Origin of the sequence: Streptomyces sp. S07_1.15, assembly GCF_020739505.1 — a bacterium.
Taxonomy (GTDB): domain Bacteria; phylum Actinomycetota; class Actinomycetes; order Streptomycetales; family Streptomycetaceae; genus Streptomyces; species Streptomyces xinghaiensis.
This window is the reverse complement of the sequence record NZ_JAJBZK010000001.1, coordinates 331,643-348,682: the sequence shown is the minus strand read 5'-3', so window position 1 is coordinate 348,682 and position 17,040 is coordinate 331,643. Positions and strand designations below refer to the sequence as shown.

Sequence of the window (17,040 nt, the reverse complement as noted above, 5' to 3'; positions counted from 1 at the left end):
CGGACCTCTAGCGTGACGCGGCATGTCACCAGGCGCGCACCGGTCGCAGGAGCCCCCCTCCGCCCCCGGCGGCCCGCCCGGGCACGGCACGTCCGGGCACGGCATGTCCGGCTCCGGTCCCCGGGAAGGCGCCGGGGACCCCGTCCTCCGGTACGACCGACCCGCCGCCGACTGGGAGCGGGAGGCCCTGCCCATCGGCAATGGCGCGCTCGGGGCGATGGTCTTCGGAACCGTCCCGACCGAGCGGCTCCAGTTCAACGAGAAGACGCTGTGGACCGGCGGCCCCGGCTCCGCCGCCGGATACGACCACGGCAACTGGCCCGCCCCGCGCCCCGGAGCACTGGAGGAGGCCCGGCGCCGGATCGACGCGTCCGGGTCCCTCGACCCGGAGGAGGCGGCGGCGCTTCTCGGCCGTCCCCGCCGGGGCTACGGTGCGTACCAGCCCTTCGGCGACCTCTGGCTCGACCTGCCGCCCGAGGCGCACGGCGCCCCCGTCCGCTACCGGCGCGCACTCGGCCTCCGCACCGCCCTGGCCACCGTCCGCCACACCGACGACCGGGGGGTCACCCACCGGCGCGCGTTCTTCGCCTCCCACCCGGCCGGTGTGCTCGTCGGACGGCTCGGCGCGGACCGGCCGGGGAGCACCGGCTTCACCCTGCGCGTCACCACACCCGAGGACGACCGGGACGTCACCGTCACCGCCGCCGGCGGACGGATCACCGTACGCGGCACCCTCCACGACAACGGCCTGCTGTTCGAGGCCCAGCTGCAGGTGATCGCGGACGGCGGCACCCGCCGTGACGGCGACGACGGGCGGGTCTCCGTCGAGGGCGCCGACAGCGCCTGGTTCGTCCTCGCCGCCGGCACCGGCTACGCGGACATCCACCCGCACTACCGGGGTGACGATCCGCACCCGCGGGTGACCACCGCCGTCGACCGGGCGGTACGCCGCGGCCCGCGCGACCTGCTCGCCGAACACACGGCCGACCACCGGCGGTTGTTCGACCGGGTACGGCTCGACCTCGGCGGCCGGCTGCCGGCCGACATACCGACGGACCGTCTGCTCCGGGACTACGCGGGCGGGACGGCGGCCGCCAGGACCGGCCAGGGCCCCGGCGCGGACGGGACCGCCGGCGCGGCGGGGATCACCGACGCGGACGGAGCCGTCCGCAGCGACGCCGCGGCCGCCGACCGTGCGCTGGAGGCGCTCGCCTTCCAGTACGGCCGCTATCTGCTGATCGCCTCCTCCCGCCCCGGCTCGCTGCCCGCCAACCTCCAGGGGGTCTGGAACGACAGCACGGCACCGCCCTGGGCGGCCGACTACCACACCAACATCAATCTCCAGATGGCCTACTGGCCCGCTCACTCCACCCATCTGTCCGAGACCGCCGAGCCGTACGACCGCTTCGTGACGGCCCTGCTCGCCCCCGGCCGGATCACGGCCCGGGAGATGTTCGGCTCACCGGGCTGGGTGGTGCACAACGAGACCAATCCGTACGGCTTCACGGGCGTCCACGACTGGCCCACCGCCTTCTGGTTCCCCGAGGCCGCCGCCTGGCTCACGCAGCTCCTCCACGACCGGTACCGCTATTCCCTCGACACCGGCTACCTCCGTGACACCGCCTACCCTCCGCTCAAGGAGGCCGCCGTCTTCTGGCTGCACCAGCTCCGCACGGACCCCTCCGACGGCACGCTCGTCGTCTCCCCCGCGTACTCGCCGGAGCACGGCCGGTTCACCGCGGGCACCGCGATGGCCCAGCAGATCGTCCACGACCTGCTGTCCAACACCCTTGAGGCCGCCCGCGTCCTCGGCGACGACCCGGACTTCCGGGACGGCGTGCGGCGGGCCCTCGACCGCCTCGGCCCCGGCCTGCGCACCGGCTCCTGGGGCCAGCTCCAGGAGTGGAAGGAGGACCTGGACGACCCGGAGGACCGCCACCGGCACGTCTCCCACCTCTTCGCCCTCCACCCCGGGCGGCAGATCAGCCCGGGCAGTCGGTGGGCGGCGGCGGCCGGGACGTCACTCGGGGCGCGTGGCGACGGCGGCACCGGCTGGAGCAGGGCCTGGAAGATCAACTTCTGGGCCCGGCTCCACGACGGCGACCGGGCCCACGCCCTGCTCGCCGGGCAACTGCGGGAATCGACCCTCCCCAACCTCCTCGACACCCACCCGCCGTTCCAGCTCGACGGCAACCTCGGGGCCACGGCCGGAATCGCCGAGATGCTGCTGCAGAGCCATCACGGCGAGATCGAACTCCTGCCCGCACTCCCCGCCGCCTGGCCGGAGGGCTCCGTCCACGGCCTCCGCGCCCGCGGCGACGTCACGGTGGACCTGGCCTGGTCCGGCGGCCGAGCGCACACGGCCGTCCTCGCCACCGGGCACACCGGGAAGCTCCGACTCCGCGGCGGCCTGCTCGAAGGGCCGTACGCCGTCGAGGAGTCGACCGGGGGCCGGACGGCGGAAACCCGGAAGGGGGATGACGGGGCCATTCTGCTGCGGGCCCGCGCCGGACACCGGTACGTCATCACCGCGCGGTGAAGCGGCCTCCCGGGCGGGCACCCGATCGGCGGCGGCCGCGCCCCGCCACCCCCGCCCGTACCCCTCAGCGGCCCGTCCCCACCAGCCCCGTCTCATAGGCGATGATCACGAGTTGGACCCGGTCGCGGGCGCCGAGCTTGGAGAGCAACCGGGTCACATAGGTCTTGACGGTCGCCCCGCTGATGACCAGGTGCTCCGCGACCTCCCCGTTGGACAGACCGCTGCCGATGAGCGCCAGCACCTCGCGCTCCCGTGCGGTGATGCTCCCGAGCGCGGGCGGCACGAACCCGCCGCCGGCCCCGGAGGCGGGGGCGGGCTCGGGGCGGCCCGCGAATTCCTTGATCAGCCGGCGGGTGACACCCGGGGCGATCAGGCCGTCCCCGGCGGCGACGGCACGGATCCCCGCGAGGATGTCCTCCAGGGCCATGTCCTTGACGAGAAAGCCCGACGCGCCGGCGCGCAGCGCCCCGTAGAGGTATTCGTCGTCGTCGAAGGTGGTCAGCACGATGACATGGGCGCCACCTGGGTCCGAAGTGATCAGCCGGGTGGCCTCGATGCCGTCCATACCGGGCATGCGGATGTCCATCACCACGACATCCGGGCGGAGTTCCGCCGCCAGCCGGACCGCCTCGGCGCCGGTGCCCGCCTCACCGGCCACCTCCAGACCCGGGGCATCGGCGAGGACCGCCCGCAGCGCCGCGCGGACGAGCGGCTGGTCGTCGGCGAGCACGACGCGGACCGTCACCGCGCCCCCGCCGGTACGGGCAGCCGGACCGCCACCCGGAAACCGCCGCCGGGGCGCGGCCCGGCGGCGAACTCGCCGTCCAGCAGCCGGACCCGCTCACGCATCCCGGCCAGCCCCGAGCCGGGGCCGCCCGCCTCCCCGGGCCGGCCGCACCCTTCGTCGGTGACCTGGATGGACAGCTGGTCGGGCGCGTGGTCGACGGCCACCCGGCACGAGCCGGTGCCGGCGTGGCGGACCACGTTGGTCACCGCCTCCTGGATGATGCGGTAGGCGGACCGGTCGAGCTCCGGAGGCAGCGGACACGGTTCGCCGCGCCACTCCACGTCCACGCGGACCCCGGCCGCCGTCGTGGCCGCGGCCAGCCGGCCGATGTCCGCCAGCCCCAGACCGGGACCGGTCGGCGGCACCCGCGTCGGCGCGCCCGGCTCAACGGACTCGGGCTGCCGGAGGACCCCGAGCATCCGGCGCAGCCCCGACAGCGTCTCCCGGCCGGAGGTCTCGATGGCGGCCAGCGCCTCCCGCGCGACCGTCGGCCGGGTCTCCATGACCCGGCTCGCCGCGCCGGCCTGGAGAGCGATGACACCGATGCTGTGCGCGACCATGTCGTGCAACTCCCGGGCGATGCGGAGCCGTTCGGCGGTGACGGCCTGCTGGGCGGCCTGGGCGCGCGACTGTTCGGCGTGTTCCCGGGACCGGCGCGCCGCGTCGCCGAGCAGCCAGGCCACAACGGCCGTCAGAGCCACGGACAGCTCCACCGAGGTGCCCACCGGCCATCCGAACGACAAGCGGGTGGCAAGGTAGCCGGCCAGTACGCCGAGCGCCGTGACGGTGGCCGCGATTCCGGTCCGGCGCGGCCGGGTCGCAGCGATGGCGTACAGGGCGACATCGACCGCGAGGAACTGTGCCAGGGGGATCTCTCCCACGCTCAGTGCCGTGGACGCGATGGCGGCCCCCGCGAGCATCAGCGCGAGCGCCGCCGCGGGACGGCGGCGCAGCAGACCGGCCCCGGCCAGCGTCGCGGCACTGGCCAGTGCCATCACCGTCAGGCCGTCCCAGCGGTAGAGATACACCCCTGGGTGGACGGTGGGTTGCGCCTCCCCGGGCAGCCGCACGCGGGAAAGGAACGCGAAAGCCGTCCCCACGCACCAGGTGAGGGCCACCCATGCACCGGGCGGTAGGCGTCCCCACCTCCGGACGACGACGGAGGGCGACGTCCGGGTACGGGCGGCGCGGGACAGTGAAGCCGGCATGCGGGCGATGGTAACGACACGGTACCGGCCGGTCGTCGGACCTGGGTCGTACATCCGTGGTCGGCGTCCCCGCGGAGATTGCCCCCGGGGGCCCGACGACAGGCGCGGGCACGCCCCGGCACCGTGGGCAAGGTGATCGAAGCCAATGAACTGACCAAGCGGTACGGCCGGACGACCGCCGTGCGCAACCTGAGTTTCACGGTGAGACCGGGACGGATCACCGGGTTCCTCGGCCCCAACGGCGCCGGGAAGAGCACGACACTCCGGATGGTCCTGGGCCTGCACGAGCCGACCGGCGGCACCGTGACCGTCGGCGGCCGGACCTTCCGCGAACACCCGCGCGGGCTGCGCCATGCCGGCGCGCTGCTGGACGCGGGCGATGTGCACGGCGGCCGCAGCGCGTCGGCGCATCTGGCCGTTCTCGCCCGGAGCAACGGCATGGCGCGCCGCCGGGTGGACGAGGTGCTGGAGGAGGTCGGACTGGCCGGCGCGGCGCGGCGCCGCGTCGGCGGATTCTCCCTCGGCATGCGGCAGCGGCTCGGGATGGCCGCCGCGCTGCTCGGCGACCCGCCGGTCCTGCTGTTCGACGAACCGCTCAACGGGCTCGACCCGGAAGGTGTGAAGTGGGTGCGGGGACTGTTCCGCAAGCTGGCCGCCGAAGGCCGCGCCGTCTTCGTCTCCAGTCATCTGATGTCCGAGATGGAACACACCGCCGACGAACTGATCGTCATCGGCCGGGGTGAGCTGATCGCGGCGGAGAGCCTGCGGGAGTTCGCGGCCCGCGGCACCCGCACGGGCGTGGCCGTACGGACCCCGGACCCCGGCGGGCTGAGCGCGCTGCTGACCGCGGCGGGAGCCGCCGTACACCCGGAGGACGGGGACCTGCTCGCCGTGACCGGTATGACCGCGGAGCGGATCGGCGGGATCGCCTGCCGCAACCGCATCCCGCTGAGCCAACTGGCCACCCGCACCGCTTCGCTGGAGGACGCCTTCATGGAACTCACCGCCGGCAGTGTCGAATACCCCGCGGGGGAGGGCCGGTGCCGACGGTGAGGACAGTGACAAGGACAGCCCTGGCCGGGACGGCGGGGACGGAGCCCCCTGCCCGGTTCCGCGACCTCCTGGCCGCCGAGTGGCTCAAGCTGTGGTCGCTCCGCTCGGCCCCCTGGAGCCTGCTCGCGGGCGCGACGGCCGTCATGGCGTTCAACGTGGGCGCCGCCTGGGACCGCTACCGCTACTGGGACGCGTCCGAGCCGGGCAGCCGCGCCGGCTTCGTGGCCGACGGCATGCCGCTGCTGGACGCCTTCACCGCCAACGCCGCCCTGGTGATGCTCCTCGTCACCGGCGCCATCGGGGCCGCCGCGATCACCGGCGAGTACGGCACCGGATTGATCCGCACGACCTTCGCAGCGGTCCCGGCCCGCCGTTCACTCATGGCGGCGAAGGTGTGCGTCGTGGCGGTGGTGACCACCGTGTTCGGAGCGGTCGTAGCGGGGGCCTCGTTCCTGCTGACGCAGGCGATCCTGGGCGGCCGGGACGCCGGGGTCTCGCTCGGCCACCCGGGCGCGCTGCGGGTCGTCGCGGCCTCCGCGCTGCTGGCCCCGGTGGCCGCGCTCACCGGCCTGGCGCTCGGCGCTCTCATCCGGCATGGCGCCGCCACCCCGGTCGCATGCTTCGCGGTGCTTCTGCTGCTGCCCGCGGCCGTCCAGGAGAACCGCCACTGGACAGCCGTCCTCGACCACGCGCTGCCCCTCGGCGCCTGGAGCCGCCTGGTCGCCGTGCAGGGCTTCCCCCACGGGCCGTACCCCTGGACGGTGAGCGGGGCCTGGACCGTCTACGCGGCCTGGGCACTCGCCGCTGTCGTCCTCGCCGTCGCCGCCGTGCACCGCCGCGACCAGTGAACTGCGGCCCAGGGGGGCCGACGGCGGGCAACAGGCTTCGCGGGCCGTGGGGTGACCTGTGGCACCGGGGCGCGGGGAAGCCGTACCGCGCCTGGACGGCACCGCGTCGCGCCCTGCGGGAAGCGCCCGGCCCCCACCGTACGGGGCGCGCCCCGCCCCCGGGGGGCGCGCCCCGTACGGCGCCCCTCAGCGGGTGCCCACCGCTGCCCGTACCGCCCGCCGGGCCATTCCGCAGTCGTCGTGGAGACGCCGCAGCAGCAGCCGCTGCGCCTCACCGGGGGAGCCCGTGGCCCCGGGCAGGACCGGGGCGGGCTCGCGCATCATGCGCTGCACGGTGGTCTCGCAGGTGCGGATCTCCCGGGTGAGCACCAGCATCAGATTGACGAGGAAGGCGTCCCGCGCGGCCGGGCCGGCCGCCTGCGCCAGCCGGCTGATCCGGCGGCGGGCGGCGGGCGCCTCGCCGAGGACCGCCCACAGCGTCGCCAGGTCGTAGCCGGGGAGGTACCAGCCGGCATGGTCCCAGTCGAGCAGCACCGGGCCGGCCGGGGAGAGCAGGACGTTGGAGAGCAGCGCGTCGCCGTGGCAGAACTGCCCCTGCCCCTGTCCCTGCCGGCTGCCCGACTGCGCCAGGCCGTGCAGCAGCTTCTGCAGGTCGCTGGTGTCCCGGTCGGTGAGCAGGCCCAGTTCGTGGTACCGGTTCAGCCGGCCCGCGTAGTCCAGGGGCACGCCGAACAGCCCGGCCGGCGGCCGCCACTGGTTGACCCGGCAGACCGCCTGGAGCACCGTCTTGATGTCGGTACGCGGCGGGCCCTCCACCGGATGCCGCTGCAGAGCCGCCGGCCGCCCCGCCATCCGCTCCACGACCAGCGTGCCGTTGTCCGGGTCCGCCGCGACCAGCCGGGGCACCCGCACGGGCGGGCGGTGCCGGACGAACGCCCGGTACGCCGCTATCTCCTGCCGGGCCCGCTCCGACCGGTCGGGGGAGTGGTCCAGCAGGCACTTCGCCACCGCCGTGGCACGGCCCGTGGTGCCGACGATCAGCACCGAGCGCCCGCTGCGGCGGAGCACCTGCACCGGATGGAACTCCGGGCAGACGCGGTGCACCGCCGCGATGGCGGTGCGCAGCTGGGTGCCCTGAGGGCCGGACAAGTCGATCCTCCCGCTGAGGGTCTGGCCGCCCCGGCCCACCGCGCGCTGCGGCCGCCCGACGGCCGGCAGGGCCGGCCCTGCCGGTACGGCACCGGCGGCGTACGGCCTGCCACCACCTGCCTGCGGCCGGTACGGCGGAGGCGGGGCGGACACGGAGGACGGCGCTGCGTACATGGGCGGAACGGATCCCTTCGTGGGCCGACGGCATGCCTGCGCCGCCCGCCCGGGGGCCGGGCTCCGCACCCTGGGGAAATGCGGTCCGGTCACCGGGACGGGTGGCGCGGTTCCTACCCGACACCCGGGCGCGGGTGGCACACCACCTGGCGGACCCTGGCGAAGCCTGGCGAATACTCCGCACCCCCCTGACAGGCCGTTAATGTCGAGGCAGCCGAGGAACCTGGGGGCTTGACGTGACCAAGGAACCCAACACCCGACTCGCGGACCTGTTCGGCCTCACCGGCTGGTCCAAGGGCGAGCTCGCGAGGCTGGTCAACCGGCAGGCGGCGGCCATGGGCCACCCCCAGCTGGCGACCGACACCTCGCGGGTGCGGCGCTGGATCGACACCGGCGAGGTGCCGCGCGATCCCGTGCCGAAGGTGCTGGCGACCCTGTTCACCGAGCGTCTCGGCCGTGTCGTGACCATCGAGGACCTCGGACTCGGCCGGCGCGGGCGTGCGGGGAGGACGCGGCAGTCCGACGACGGACTCCCCTGGGCGCCCGAGCGGACCGCCGAGGTTCTCACCGAATTCACGGGAATGGACCTCATGCTCAACCGACGCGGCTTGGTGGGCGCGGGCGCCGCGCTCACCACAGGATCAGCACTCGCCGTCGCCATGCGCGACTGGCTGGACACCGACCCCGCGGGCGCCCTCCCCGGGCCCCGCACCGGCAGCCCGGCGACCGCCGGAATGGCCGACTTCGACCGGTTCGACGCGGCCCCCGTCGGAACACAGGAGGTCGAGGCGCTGGAGCGCTCGGTCGAGGTGTTCCGCGCCTGGGACGCGGCCCGCGGCGGCGGGCTGCAACGCAAGGCCGTGGTCGGCCAGCTCAACGAGGTGGGCGGCATACTCGCCTACCGCCACCCGGAGCACCTCCAGCGCCGGCTGTGGGGCGTCGCGGCCAATCTCGCGGTGCTCGCCGGCTGGATGTCCCACGACGTCGGCCTGGAGCCGACCGCGCAGAAGTACTTCGTCATCGCGGCGCACGCCGCCCGCGAGGGCGGTGACCGGCCGCGGGCCGGGGAGGCGCTGTCCCGCGCCGCCCGGCAGATGGTCCACCTCGGCCGCCCCGACGAGGCCCTGGACCTGATGAAACTCGCCGCCTCCGGTTCCGGGGAGGAGACCCTGCCGCGCACCCGCGCCATGCTCTGCACGATCGAGGCGTGGGCCCAGGCCTCGCTGGGCCGCGGGCAGGCGATGCGCCGCACCCTCGGCCGCGCCGAGGACCTGTTCGCCTCCGACCGGGGCGACGTACCGCCGCCCAGCTGGATGCAGATGTTCGACGAGGCCGACCTGCACGGCATGCAGGCCCTGGCGTTCCGCACCCTCGCCGAACACGACCCGTCGGCCGCCGTCATCGCCAAACGTCACGCCAAGGAGGCGCTGCGGCTTCGCGGCAAGGGCCACCAGCGCTCGCAGATCTTCGACTACATCTCGCTCGCCTCGGCGTGCTTCATCGCCGACGACCCGGAACAGGCCGACCGCTACGCCCGGTTGGCGCTGGTCAGCATCGGGGAGACCTCCTCGCACCGGACGTGGGACCGGCTCCGGGAGATGTACCGGCTGACGGGGCAGTACGCCGGGCACTCCACGGTCGACGACCTGCGCGCGGAGATCCAGGCGGCCCTGCCCAAGGCGCCGTCGTCCCGTGCCTCCGCGCGCGGGGCCGGGGGACGGGTGACGGGCGTGTAGCCGACCTCTCCCGTCCGGCGCCCGAGGGGGCGCGCGGCACGGGCCCGGTGACCCGCCGGGTCCCACGGGGCGCCGGCGTGCCGGCCCGTCGGCGAACCGGCCGCCGGCCGCGCGGAGTTCCGGCGTTACGGCACGTCCCGGAACGGCTCCCGCCGCTCCGCTTCCCCGCCGCCGATCCGGGCGACCAGGACGCAGGCGTCGTCCTCACGCTCCGTGCCGCCGAACTCCTCGACCACGACGCGGACGCACTCCCGTGCGCTGCGCGCCGCGCAGAACCGGGGCGCCAGCTCCAGCAGGCGCCGGGCGCCGCCGGGTTCGCCGTCGGGCGAGTCGGACAGGCCGGCGGCCCGCCGGGCGAGTCCGTCGGTGTGGAGGACGACCACATCGCCGGGCTCCAGGGGCTCCCGTGCCTGCCCGTAGGCGGCTCCGCTCGTGGCGCCGAGGAGCACGCCCTCCGGCCGGGGGAGGGCGCGCCCGGTGCCGCCGCGGAAGAGGAGCGGAGCCGGATGGCCGGCCTGTGCCCACTCCAGGGCCCGGCCGGCCGGGTCGTACCGGCAGCACAGCGCGCTGCCGAGGGCCGGCTGGGCCGCGGTGTCCAGCAGCTGGTTGAGCCGCTCCATCAGCGCGCCCGGCTCCGTCCCGGCGAGCGCCATCCCGCGCAGGGCGCCGAGCAGCATGGCCATGCCGGAGGTGGCGGCGACACCGTGGCCCGTGAGGTCCCCCACGCTCAACAGCACGCCGCCGTCCTGGAGTTGCAGGGCGTCGTACCAGTCGCCGCCGATCAGGGCGCTGGTGGCCGAGGGGAGGTAGTGGGCGGCGAGATCCGGCCCGCCGCCCGTGGCCGGCGGGAACCGCAGGGTCTCGCGCCAGGGCGGCAGCACGGCCTCCTGCAGCTCCACCGCGATCCGGTGCTCGGTGCGCGCGATCTGCCGCCGGCGCAGCAGCGCCTCATGGCTGTCGCGGACCTCCCGCTCGCTGCGGCGCAGTTCGGTGACGTCGCGGAGGACGGCCCACATGGAGGCCGTGCGGCCGTCGGTGTCGAGGACGGGCTGTCCCGTCATGTGGACCGTGCGCACGACGCCGTCGGCGCGGACGATGCGGAACTCGCCGTCGATCGGGCGGCCGTCCACCAGGCAGTCCGTGACGATCGCCGTCAGCAGCGGCTGGTCCTCCTCGACGAGCCAGGAGGGCAGCTCGTCCAGGGAGAGCGGGCCCTCCTGCGGGGAGCGGGCGAAGAGCCCGTACAGCTCGCCGGACCAGTCGGCCTCGTCGGTGAGGAGGTTCCACTCCGCGCTGCCCGCCCGGCCGGCCGGGCGGCGGGCCGGCGCCTCGGGCGGCGCGGCAGGCAGCGGCACACGGCCGGCCGCCGCCCCGGCGGAGACGGCCGCGCCGGCGGGCTCGGCGGCCGGGCCGTCGCGCAGCTGTCCCAGCCGGCGGCCCAGATCGTCCAGGTGGTGGACGGCGAGTTCGCAGAGCGCGCGCTGCCAGCGCAGCCGCGCGTCCTCCGGTTCGGCGGTCGTGGTGCGCCGTACGGCGTCGACTTCTCCGCGCAGGCGCATGGCCTGGGAGATCAGGGATTCGACCGTGCCCGGCTCGGGCGGCTGGGCGGCCGGGTGCTCCGCGGACACATGGGACGGCATGAGGGACTCCGATACAGGCGCGGCACGGACAGGTCGGGGATCTGCCGGGAGGGCCGGTTACGACTGTTGCACAGGGAGCGACGGTCCGTAAGAGATTCGGCGATACCCGACCCGGTGGTGCGGACGGCATATGACGCCGGTCCGCGGCGGTGTTCCCGGCCCGGCTCGGCGGAACGGCCGCGTCCGGGTAGGGTGCGGCGTTCGGGACCCGGAATACCCTCTCCCCGCCGGGCATGGGGGCCGCGGTCACCGGCAAGAATGCCGGTCAGCGGAAATATCCCGTTGCCAGCGACCCTCCCGCACCGGATGCTGACCTCATGTTCGATCCAGACATAGCGCCCAGCGGCACCCTGCTCGGCCTCCTGCAGCGAGGCCGCGGCGACGGGACCCTGCACGCCCTCGCGGCCCCCCGGGGCGAGGCGCTCGCCGCACTGCACCACTGCGTGGTGCGTGACCCCCGTCACGACTGGCAGCTGGAGAACCGCTCCCTCTATTACGCGCGCCTCCACCTCGCGCTCGACGGCGGCCTCGACGCGATCGAACAGCACCTCTTCGACGCCGACGACGTGATGGACACCGCCGAGGAACGCACCGGCCTCGCCCTCTCCTTCCTCGGCCACCTCGCCGGCTACGGCCGCACCGACGCCGTGGACCTCCTGCGCCGCTACACCGCCGCCGGCACCAACTGGCCGTGGGCGCTGGACGAACTCGCCCTGCGCGCCGACGACTCCGTGCTCCGCTCCCTGGGCGCGCCCGTCCTCGCCCGCTTCCCGGCCGGCCCGGAGGGCGACGCCGCCCTCACCGCCGCCGTGCGCGACGCCTGGGAACCCCGGGCCTGGCGGCTGTGGGCGGACGGCGCCGCCGGCCCGGACGTCGCCGCCCGCGTCCGCGCCGCGCGGGAACAGGGCTCCTTCGACCGCTGGCAGCGCCAGCTCAGGCCCGCCGGACCCAGCCCCGGCTGGAGCGTCCCGGAGATCCTGGAGTGGGCCCAGCGCTCCTACGAGGAGGAGCCGGAGCAGCCGCGGCACGAGGCCGCCGCCCGCTGTCTCGCCGCCGTGGCCGGCCCCGAGGACCGCCCGCTGCTCCTCGAAGCCGCCCGCAACGGCCCCGAGGCCGCCCGCAGCGCCGCGCTGCGCCATCTCGCCGACCGGCAGGACCCCGGCGTCCTCGATCTGCTGGACCTCGCCGCCTCGGACTCCTCCGCCTCCGGCCCGTCCGGGCTCGTCGCCGAGACCGCCCTCGCCTCCTTCGAGCGGATGCGGAGCATCGCCGCCCTCGAACGCGCCCGCGCCTGGGCGCACCGCGACGACGCCGTCGGCAACGCCGCGGCCGGGATGCTCGCCTGCCGCGGCGGCGTGCGGGACGCCGGCCTCGTCCTGGCCGCGCTCCGCCGCACGGTGCGGAGCGGTGGAGCCGACGCCCGTGACCTGTGGACCCTCGTGGACGGCACCGGCCGGCTGCGGATCGACAGCGCCGCCCCCGTCCTCCGGCACATCTACCGCGAGACCTCCTCCTCCCAGCTCCGCGGCCGGGCCGCCCGCGCCCTCGCCGCCACCGATCCCTCCTTCGCGGCGGGCTTCGCCGTCGAATGCCTCTGGGACTGCGAGGAGTCCACCCGCGAACTGGCCGCCCGGCACGCCGCCATCGGAGACACCCGGGTCGTCGAGCAGCTGCGCCGGCTGGCCAGCGATCCCGCCGAGGAGGCCGAGGTCCAGACGGCCGTCCGCAGCCGCATCGGCCCCGACGCGGGACTCGCCCCCGGCGGGGTGTGAGCGGGGCGGCACGGCCTGCCGGCGGGCGAGGCCGCTCCGGCCGGGCGGGCCCCGGGCGCCGCACGCGTGAGCCCCGCACCGGGGCCCCCGCCCGGCGGTCAGCGGCTGACCGGCACGAAGCGCAGCGGCGTGCCCGGGGGAGCCTGCGCCGCCGCCCAGAGGCGCTCCTCGGGGACGACACCGATCACCGGGTAGCCGCCGGTCACGGGATGGTCGGCGAGGAAGACGACCGGACGGCCGTCCGGCGGCACCTGCACCGCGCCGACCACCATGCCCTCACTGGGGAGTTCACCCGCCCGGGAGCGCCGCAGCGGCGGCCCGTCGGTGCGCAGCCCGATCCGGTTGCTCGCGGGCGACACCGCGTACCGGGCGCGTGCCAGGCAGCGCAGCGCGTCCGGCGCGAACCAGTCGTGGCGCGGGCCCGGCAGCACCGGCAGCACCAGCTCGGCGGGCGGACCCGGGCAGGGCACCGCGTCCACCGGGGGCGGCGGCCCGTGCGGCGTCCCGAGCGGGAGTTCGTCACCGGCGGCCAGCGGGGGAGGGCCCAGTCCGGAGAGCAGATCGGCGGAGCGGCTGCCCAGCACGGGTGCGGCCGCGACCCCGCCCGCGAAGGCGATGTACGAGCGGAGCCCGCCGGCCGCCGGACCGACGTCCAGGACCGCGCCCGCCGGCAGCCGCACCGGCGCACCCCAGGGAGCGGGCCGGCCGTCGACCCTCACCGCACAGGGCGCGCCCGTGACAGCGGCGGTGACCGGCGTCCGTACGCGCAGCGCGGCACCGCTCACGGTGGTCTCCAGCGTCGCGGCCTCCGGGGGATTGCCGACGAGACGGTTGGCCAGCCGGTGCGCGGGGAGGTCCAGCGCGCCGGACCGGGGCACCCCCAGATGGGCGTGGCCGGTGCGCCCCAGGTCCTGGACGGTCGTCAGCGCGCCCGGCCGCTCGGCCCGGACCGCCGGTCCGGGCACGTCCGTTGACGCACGGACGGCGCTCACCGCAGACCGTCCCGCACGGCCGCCGGGCCGTCGGCGGCGACGAAACGGACCTCCGTGCCCGGGGCGAGCAGCGCGGCCGGTTCGCGGGCCGGGTCCCACAGCACCTCGCCGGTGCTGCCGATCAGCTGCCAGCCGCCCGGCGAGGAGCGCGGGTACACCCCGGCGTACTCCCCGGCGAGAGCCAGCGAGCCCGCCGGTACGGATGTCCGGGGCGTCGGGCGGCGCGGCAGCCGGTAGCGCTCCGGCAGCCCGGTCAGATAGCCGAACCCCGGGGCGAAACCGCAGAACGCCACCCGGAAGCGCACCCCGCCGACGATCTCCGGGACCTCCTCGGGGCGGACGCCCCAGCGCTCCGCCACCTCCGCCAGGTCCGGGCCGTCGTACCGGACCGGGAGTCGGACCGTGCGCCCCGCCCCGGCGGACTGCGGGGGCACCTCCCACCCGGCCAGTTCGGAGGCGAGGGCCCGCGGGTCGTCCAGGCCGTCGATCAGCACGGTGTGCGCGGCCGGCACGATCTCGCGCACCGGGGGCAGCTCTCCCGTCTCACGGCGCCGCACGAGCTCGGCGTGGAGCGCGCTCGCCGCCTCGGGGCTGCCGGGCTCCACCAGCAGAGCGTGCCGCCCCACCCGCAGGACCCTCATGCGAAGGGCTCCAGCGCCACCCCGTCGGCGGCCAGCGCCTCCCGGACCAGCAGGGCGAGCGCGGCGGCCCCGGGGGTGTCGCCGTGCAGGCACAGGGAGCGGGCCCGCACGGTGATCTTCTCGCCCTCGGCGGTCGCCACCCGGTGGTCCACGGCCATCAGCAGGGAGCGCGCCACGACCTCCTCCGGGTCCTCGACGACGGCACCCGGCCGGCCCCGCGGCACCAGCGTGCCGTCCGTGGAGTAGGCGCGGTCGGCGAACGCCTCCGCGACCGCGGGCAGGCCCGCGCCCTCCGCCGCCGCCAGCAGCCGCGAACCCGGCAGCCCGAGGACGGGCAGCGGACGGCCTCCCGCCGCGAGCACGGTTCCCTCGACGACCGCGGCGGCCTGCTCCTCGTCGTGCACCGTCCGGTTGAACAGCGCGCCGTGCGGCTTGACATAGGCGACGCGCGAACCGGCGGCGCGCGCGAAGACGTCCAGCGCCCCGATCTGGTAGGCGACCTCGTCGGCGAGCTCCCGGCGCGGCACGTCCATGGCGCGGCGGCCGAAGCCCGCCAGATCCCGGTACGCGACCTGGGCGCCGATCCGCACCCCCCGCTCGGCGGCGAGCTCGCACACCCGGCGCATTGTGGACGGGTCGCCCGCGTGGAAACCACAGGCCACATTGGCGCTGGTGACGACCGACAGCAGGGCGTCGTCGTCGGTCAGGCTCCAGCGGCCGAACCCCTCGCCGAGGTCGGCGTTGAGGTCGATGACGGGTGCGGACGGAGGCGCGGAAGCGGTCATGTGGCGGCCTTCCCCATCGTGTCCAGAAGCATCTGCCGGGAGTCGGCGAGGGAGCTCTCCAGCTCCGCTTCGGCCACGTGCAGCGCACCGCGTTCCAGGAGATCCGTCAAGCGCCGGTTCCGGACCGGCGGCGGCTCGTTCAGCCAGCGGGCCCGGGGCAGCGCCAGCAGCGCGGGGCGCAGTTCGGCGAGGACGCGGCTCAGGTACTCGTCGATCCGGGGGCTGCCGGCCAGCCCGCCCAGCGCCCGGTGGAACCGCAGATCGGCCGTGGAGACCGCCCGCCAGTCACCGGCCCGCGCGGCGGCCTCGCCCCCGGCCACCGCCTGCGCCAGAGCGCTCAGCTGACTCGGGCGGGCCTCCGGCGCGGCGCGCAGCCCGGCCAGCTCCAGGGCCCGCCGGACGGTGAAGATGTCCAGGACGTCCGCACGGCTCAGCACCCGCACCCGGACTCCCCGGTTCACCTCGTGCACGACCAGGCGGCCGTGCGCCAGCAGCCGGAACGCCTCGCGCAGCGTGTTGCGGGAGACGCCGAGCGCGGCACCGAGCGCCTCCTCGGAGAGCCGGGTGCCGGGCGGCAGCGTCCCCTCGGCTATCCGGTCGCGCAGGACGTCGGCGACGCGCTGCGCCGTGCTGCCGCGTCCGAGCCGGTCGCGGTCGGCAGCGAGCGGCGCGAAGGGATCGGCGGCGGACGCGGCCTGCGCGTTGGTGCGGTCCATGGGCCCCCCGTGGGCGAGCGGAACACGGCGTGGATTGTTGAACAACAGTATCCGCGGCCGCTCCGGCCGGTCGGTCCCGGCCCCCGGAAGCGGAGCCGGTACCGGTCCGGCTCCCCGCCGGCCGGGGAGCCGGGGCGGTGCGGCGACGCGAGAAGCATCCCACCGTCCTCCGACAACCGGCCCCGGCGGCCGGGGTGGTTCCGGGCGGCGCGGGGCCCGCCGGTGCTAGAGGTCGTAGCCGCCCGACACCTCGATGTTCTGCGCCGTGATCCAGCGGCTCTCCCCGGAGACCAGGGCGGCGATCACCGCTCCGACGTCGCCGGGTTCGCCGATCCGGCCGAGCGCGGTCCTCGCGGCGAGCGCCGGGACCACCTCGGGGAACCGGGTGAAGGCGTCGCCGGCGATCCGGGTGCGCACCGGTCCCGGGGAGACGGCGTTGACACGGATGCCCCGCGAGGCGAACTCCTTGGCCATGTACCGGGTCAGGACGTCCAGACCGCCCTTCATCGACGCGTAGGCCGCGTAGCCGGGCTCCAGGCCGGTCCGCGCGGCGGCGCTGCTGCTGCTCGTGTTGACGACGGCGCCGCCGTCCGCCATGAGCGGCAGCAGCGACTGCGTCAGGAAGTAGGGGCCCTTGAGCAGGACTCGCATGAGCTGGTCGAACTCCTCCTCGGTGGTGTCCTCGATCAGCGAGGTGCGGGAGAATCCGGCGTTGTTCACCAGGCAGTCGAAGGTGTCGCGCCGCCAGGTGTCGCGCAGTACGCCGGCCACCGTGTCGCGGAAGGCGGCGAAGGTGCCGGTGTCGCCGGCGTCCAGCGGCAGCGCGACGGCCGTGCCGCCCGCCTTCTCGATGGCGGCGGCCGTTTCGAGTCCTCCCCGCCGGTTGCGGCCGTAGGTCAGGACGACCCCGGTTCCCCGTCGGGCGATTTCGATCGCGGCGCTCTGCCCGATGCCCGAACTGGCGCCCGTGACGATGGCGACCTGCATGGTGTTCCTCCTG

The 17,040-nt window shown here is 75.8% G+C and carries 14 protein-coding genes; 5 read left to right on the top strand and 9 right to left on the bottom strand.

What is annotated here, in order from left to right; genetic code table 11:
• The first annotated feature begins 22 nt into the window (after window positions 1-22).
• Window positions 23-2,539, top strand: coding sequence for a glycoside hydrolase N-terminal domain-containing protein (locus LIX60_RS01560; RefSeq protein ID WP_374117775.1), 2,517 nt, complete (start codon window positions 23-25; stop codon window positions 2,537-2,539).
• Window positions 2,540-2,603: 64 nt separating this feature from the next.
• Here the strand turns inward: LIX60_RS01560 and LIX60_RS01555 are convergent, their stop codons facing one another.
• Both LIX60_RS01555 and LIX60_RS01550 read right to left on the bottom strand, forming a co-directional pair.
• Window positions 2,604-3,284: a response regulator transcription factor gene (locus LIX60_RS01555; protein WP_227956839.1), complete on the bottom strand. Its 681-nt coding sequence runs from the start codon at window positions 3,282-3,284 to the stop codon at window positions 2,604-2,606.
• Complete coding sequence (locus LIX60_RS01550; RefSeq protein ID WP_227956838.1) at window positions 3,281-4,396, bottom strand: sensor histidine kinase; 1,116 nt, start codon at window positions 4,394-4,396, stop codon at window positions 3,281-3,283. The genes LIX60_RS01555 and LIX60_RS01550 overlap by 4 nt, the downstream gene beginning before the upstream one ends.
• A 270-nt stretch (window positions 4,397-4,666) precedes the next feature.
• Between LIX60_RS01550 and LIX60_RS01545 the strand changes: the two genes are divergently transcribed.
• Both LIX60_RS01545 and LIX60_RS01540 read left to right on the top strand, forming a co-directional pair.
• Window positions 4,667-5,587, top strand: a complete 921-nt coding sequence (locus tag LIX60_RS01545; RefSeq protein WP_227956837.1) for an ABC transporter ATP-binding protein — start codon at window positions 4,667-4,669, stop codon at window positions 5,585-5,587.
• Window positions 5,588-5,592: 5 nt separating this feature from the next.
• Window positions 5,593-6,435 (top strand): ABC transporter permease, encoded by an 843-nt coding sequence (locus LIX60_RS01540; protein WP_227956836.1) that lies wholly within the window; start codon window positions 5,593-5,595, stop codon window positions 6,433-6,435.
• 186 nt (window positions 6,436-6,621) lie between these two features.
• Here LIX60_RS01540 and LIX60_RS01535 read toward each other — a convergent pair whose 3' ends face one another.
• Entirely contained in the window at window positions 6,622-7,758 is a 1,137-nt protein-coding gene (locus tag LIX60_RS01535) for an aminoglycoside phosphotransferase family protein (RefSeq protein WP_227956835.1), read from the bottom strand.
• 236 nt (window positions 7,759-7,994) lie between these two features.
• Between LIX60_RS01535 and LIX60_RS01530 the strand changes: the two genes are divergently transcribed.
• Window positions 7,995-9,494 (top strand): hypothetical protein, encoded by a 1,500-nt coding sequence (locus LIX60_RS01530; protein ID WP_227956834.1) that lies wholly within the window; start codon window positions 7,995-7,997, stop codon window positions 9,492-9,494.
• A gap of 125 nt (window positions 9,495-9,619) precedes the next feature.
• On the opposite strand, the gene LIX60_RS01525 is transcribed toward LIX60_RS01530, so the two are convergent.
• On the bottom strand, window positions 9,620-11,134 hold the full coding sequence (locus LIX60_RS01525) for a PP2C family protein-serine/threonine phosphatase (protein ID WP_227956833.1): 1,515 nt from the start codon (window positions 11,132-11,134) through the stop codon (window positions 9,620-9,622).
• A gap of 317 nt (window positions 11,135-11,451) precedes the next feature.
• Between LIX60_RS01525 and LIX60_RS01520 the strand changes: the two genes are divergently transcribed.
• Entirely contained in the window at window positions 11,452-12,906 is a 1,455-nt protein-coding gene (locus LIX60_RS01520) for a HEAT repeat domain-containing protein (RefSeq protein ID WP_227956832.1), read from the top strand.
• 98 nt (window positions 12,907-13,004) lie between these two features.
• Here the strand turns inward: LIX60_RS01520 and LIX60_RS01515 are convergent, their stop codons facing one another.
• The 5 genes from LIX60_RS01515 to LIX60_RS01495 all read right to left on the bottom strand — a co-directional run bounded on the left by LIX60_RS01515 (window position 13,005) and on the right by LIX60_RS01495 (window position 17,027).
• Entirely contained in the window at window positions 13,005-13,898 is an 894-nt protein-coding gene (locus LIX60_RS01515) for a biotin-dependent carboxyltransferase family protein (protein WP_374117774.1), read from the bottom strand.
• Window positions 13,895-14,539 carry an allophanate hydrolase subunit 1 gene (locus LIX60_RS01510; protein ID WP_227956831.1) on the bottom strand — a complete coding sequence of 215 codons (645 nt, stop codon included), beginning with the start codon at window positions 14,537-14,539 and terminating at the stop codon, window positions 13,895-13,897. Before LIX60_RS01510 ends, LIX60_RS01515 begins: the two co-directional genes overlap by 4 nt.
• Window positions 14,536-15,324 (bottom strand): LamB/YcsF family protein, encoded by a 789-nt coding sequence (locus tag LIX60_RS01505; RefSeq protein ID WP_227956830.1) that lies wholly within the window; start codon window positions 15,322-15,324, stop codon window positions 14,536-14,538. The genes LIX60_RS01510 and LIX60_RS01505 overlap by 4 nt, the downstream gene beginning before the upstream one ends.
• Window positions 15,321-16,040 carry a GntR family transcriptional regulator gene (locus LIX60_RS01500; protein WP_227956829.1) on the bottom strand — a complete coding sequence of 240 codons (720 nt, stop codon included), beginning with the start codon at window positions 16,038-16,040 and terminating at the stop codon, window positions 15,321-15,323. Before LIX60_RS01500 ends, LIX60_RS01505 begins: the two co-directional genes overlap by 4 nt.
• Before the next feature lie 225 nt (window positions 16,041-16,265).
• Entirely contained in the window at window positions 16,266-17,027 is a 762-nt protein-coding gene (locus LIX60_RS01495) for an SDR family NAD(P)-dependent oxidoreductase (protein WP_227956828.1), read from the bottom strand.
• Window positions 17,028-17,040: the final 13 nt, after the last annotated feature.

Coding starts and splice junctions, on each gene's coding strand:
- LIX60_RS01560 (WP_374117775.1), top strand. CDS start 23: ATGTCACCAGGCGCGCACCGGTCGCAGGAGCCCCCCTCCGCCCCCGGC.
- LIX60_RS01535 (WP_227956835.1), bottom strand. CDS start 7,758: ATGTACGCAGCGCCGTCCTCCGTGTCCGCCCCGCCTCCGCCGTACCGG.
- LIX60_RS01525 (WP_227956833.1), bottom strand. CDS start 11,134: ATGCCGTCCCATGTGTCCGCGGAGCACCCGGCCGCCCAGCCGCCCGAG.
- LIX60_RS01520 (WP_227956832.1), top strand. CDS start 11,452: ATGTTCGATCCAGACATAGCGCCCAGCGGCACCCTGCTCGGCCTCCTG.
- LIX60_RS01510 (WP_227956831.1), bottom strand. CDS start 14,539: ATGAGGGTCCTGCGGGTGGGGCGGCACGCTCTGCTGGTGGAGCCCGGC.
- LIX60_RS01505 (WP_227956830.1), bottom strand. CDS start 15,324: ATGACCGCTTCCGCGCCTCCGTCCGCACCCGTCATCGACCTCAACGCC.
- LIX60_RS01500 (WP_227956829.1), bottom strand. CDS start 16,040: ATGGACCGCACCAACGCGCAGGCCGCGTCCGCCGCCGATCCCTTCGCG.
- LIX60_RS01495 (WP_227956828.1), bottom strand. CDS start 17,027: ATGCAGGTCGCCATCGTCACGGGCGCCAGTTCGGGCATCGGGCAGAGC.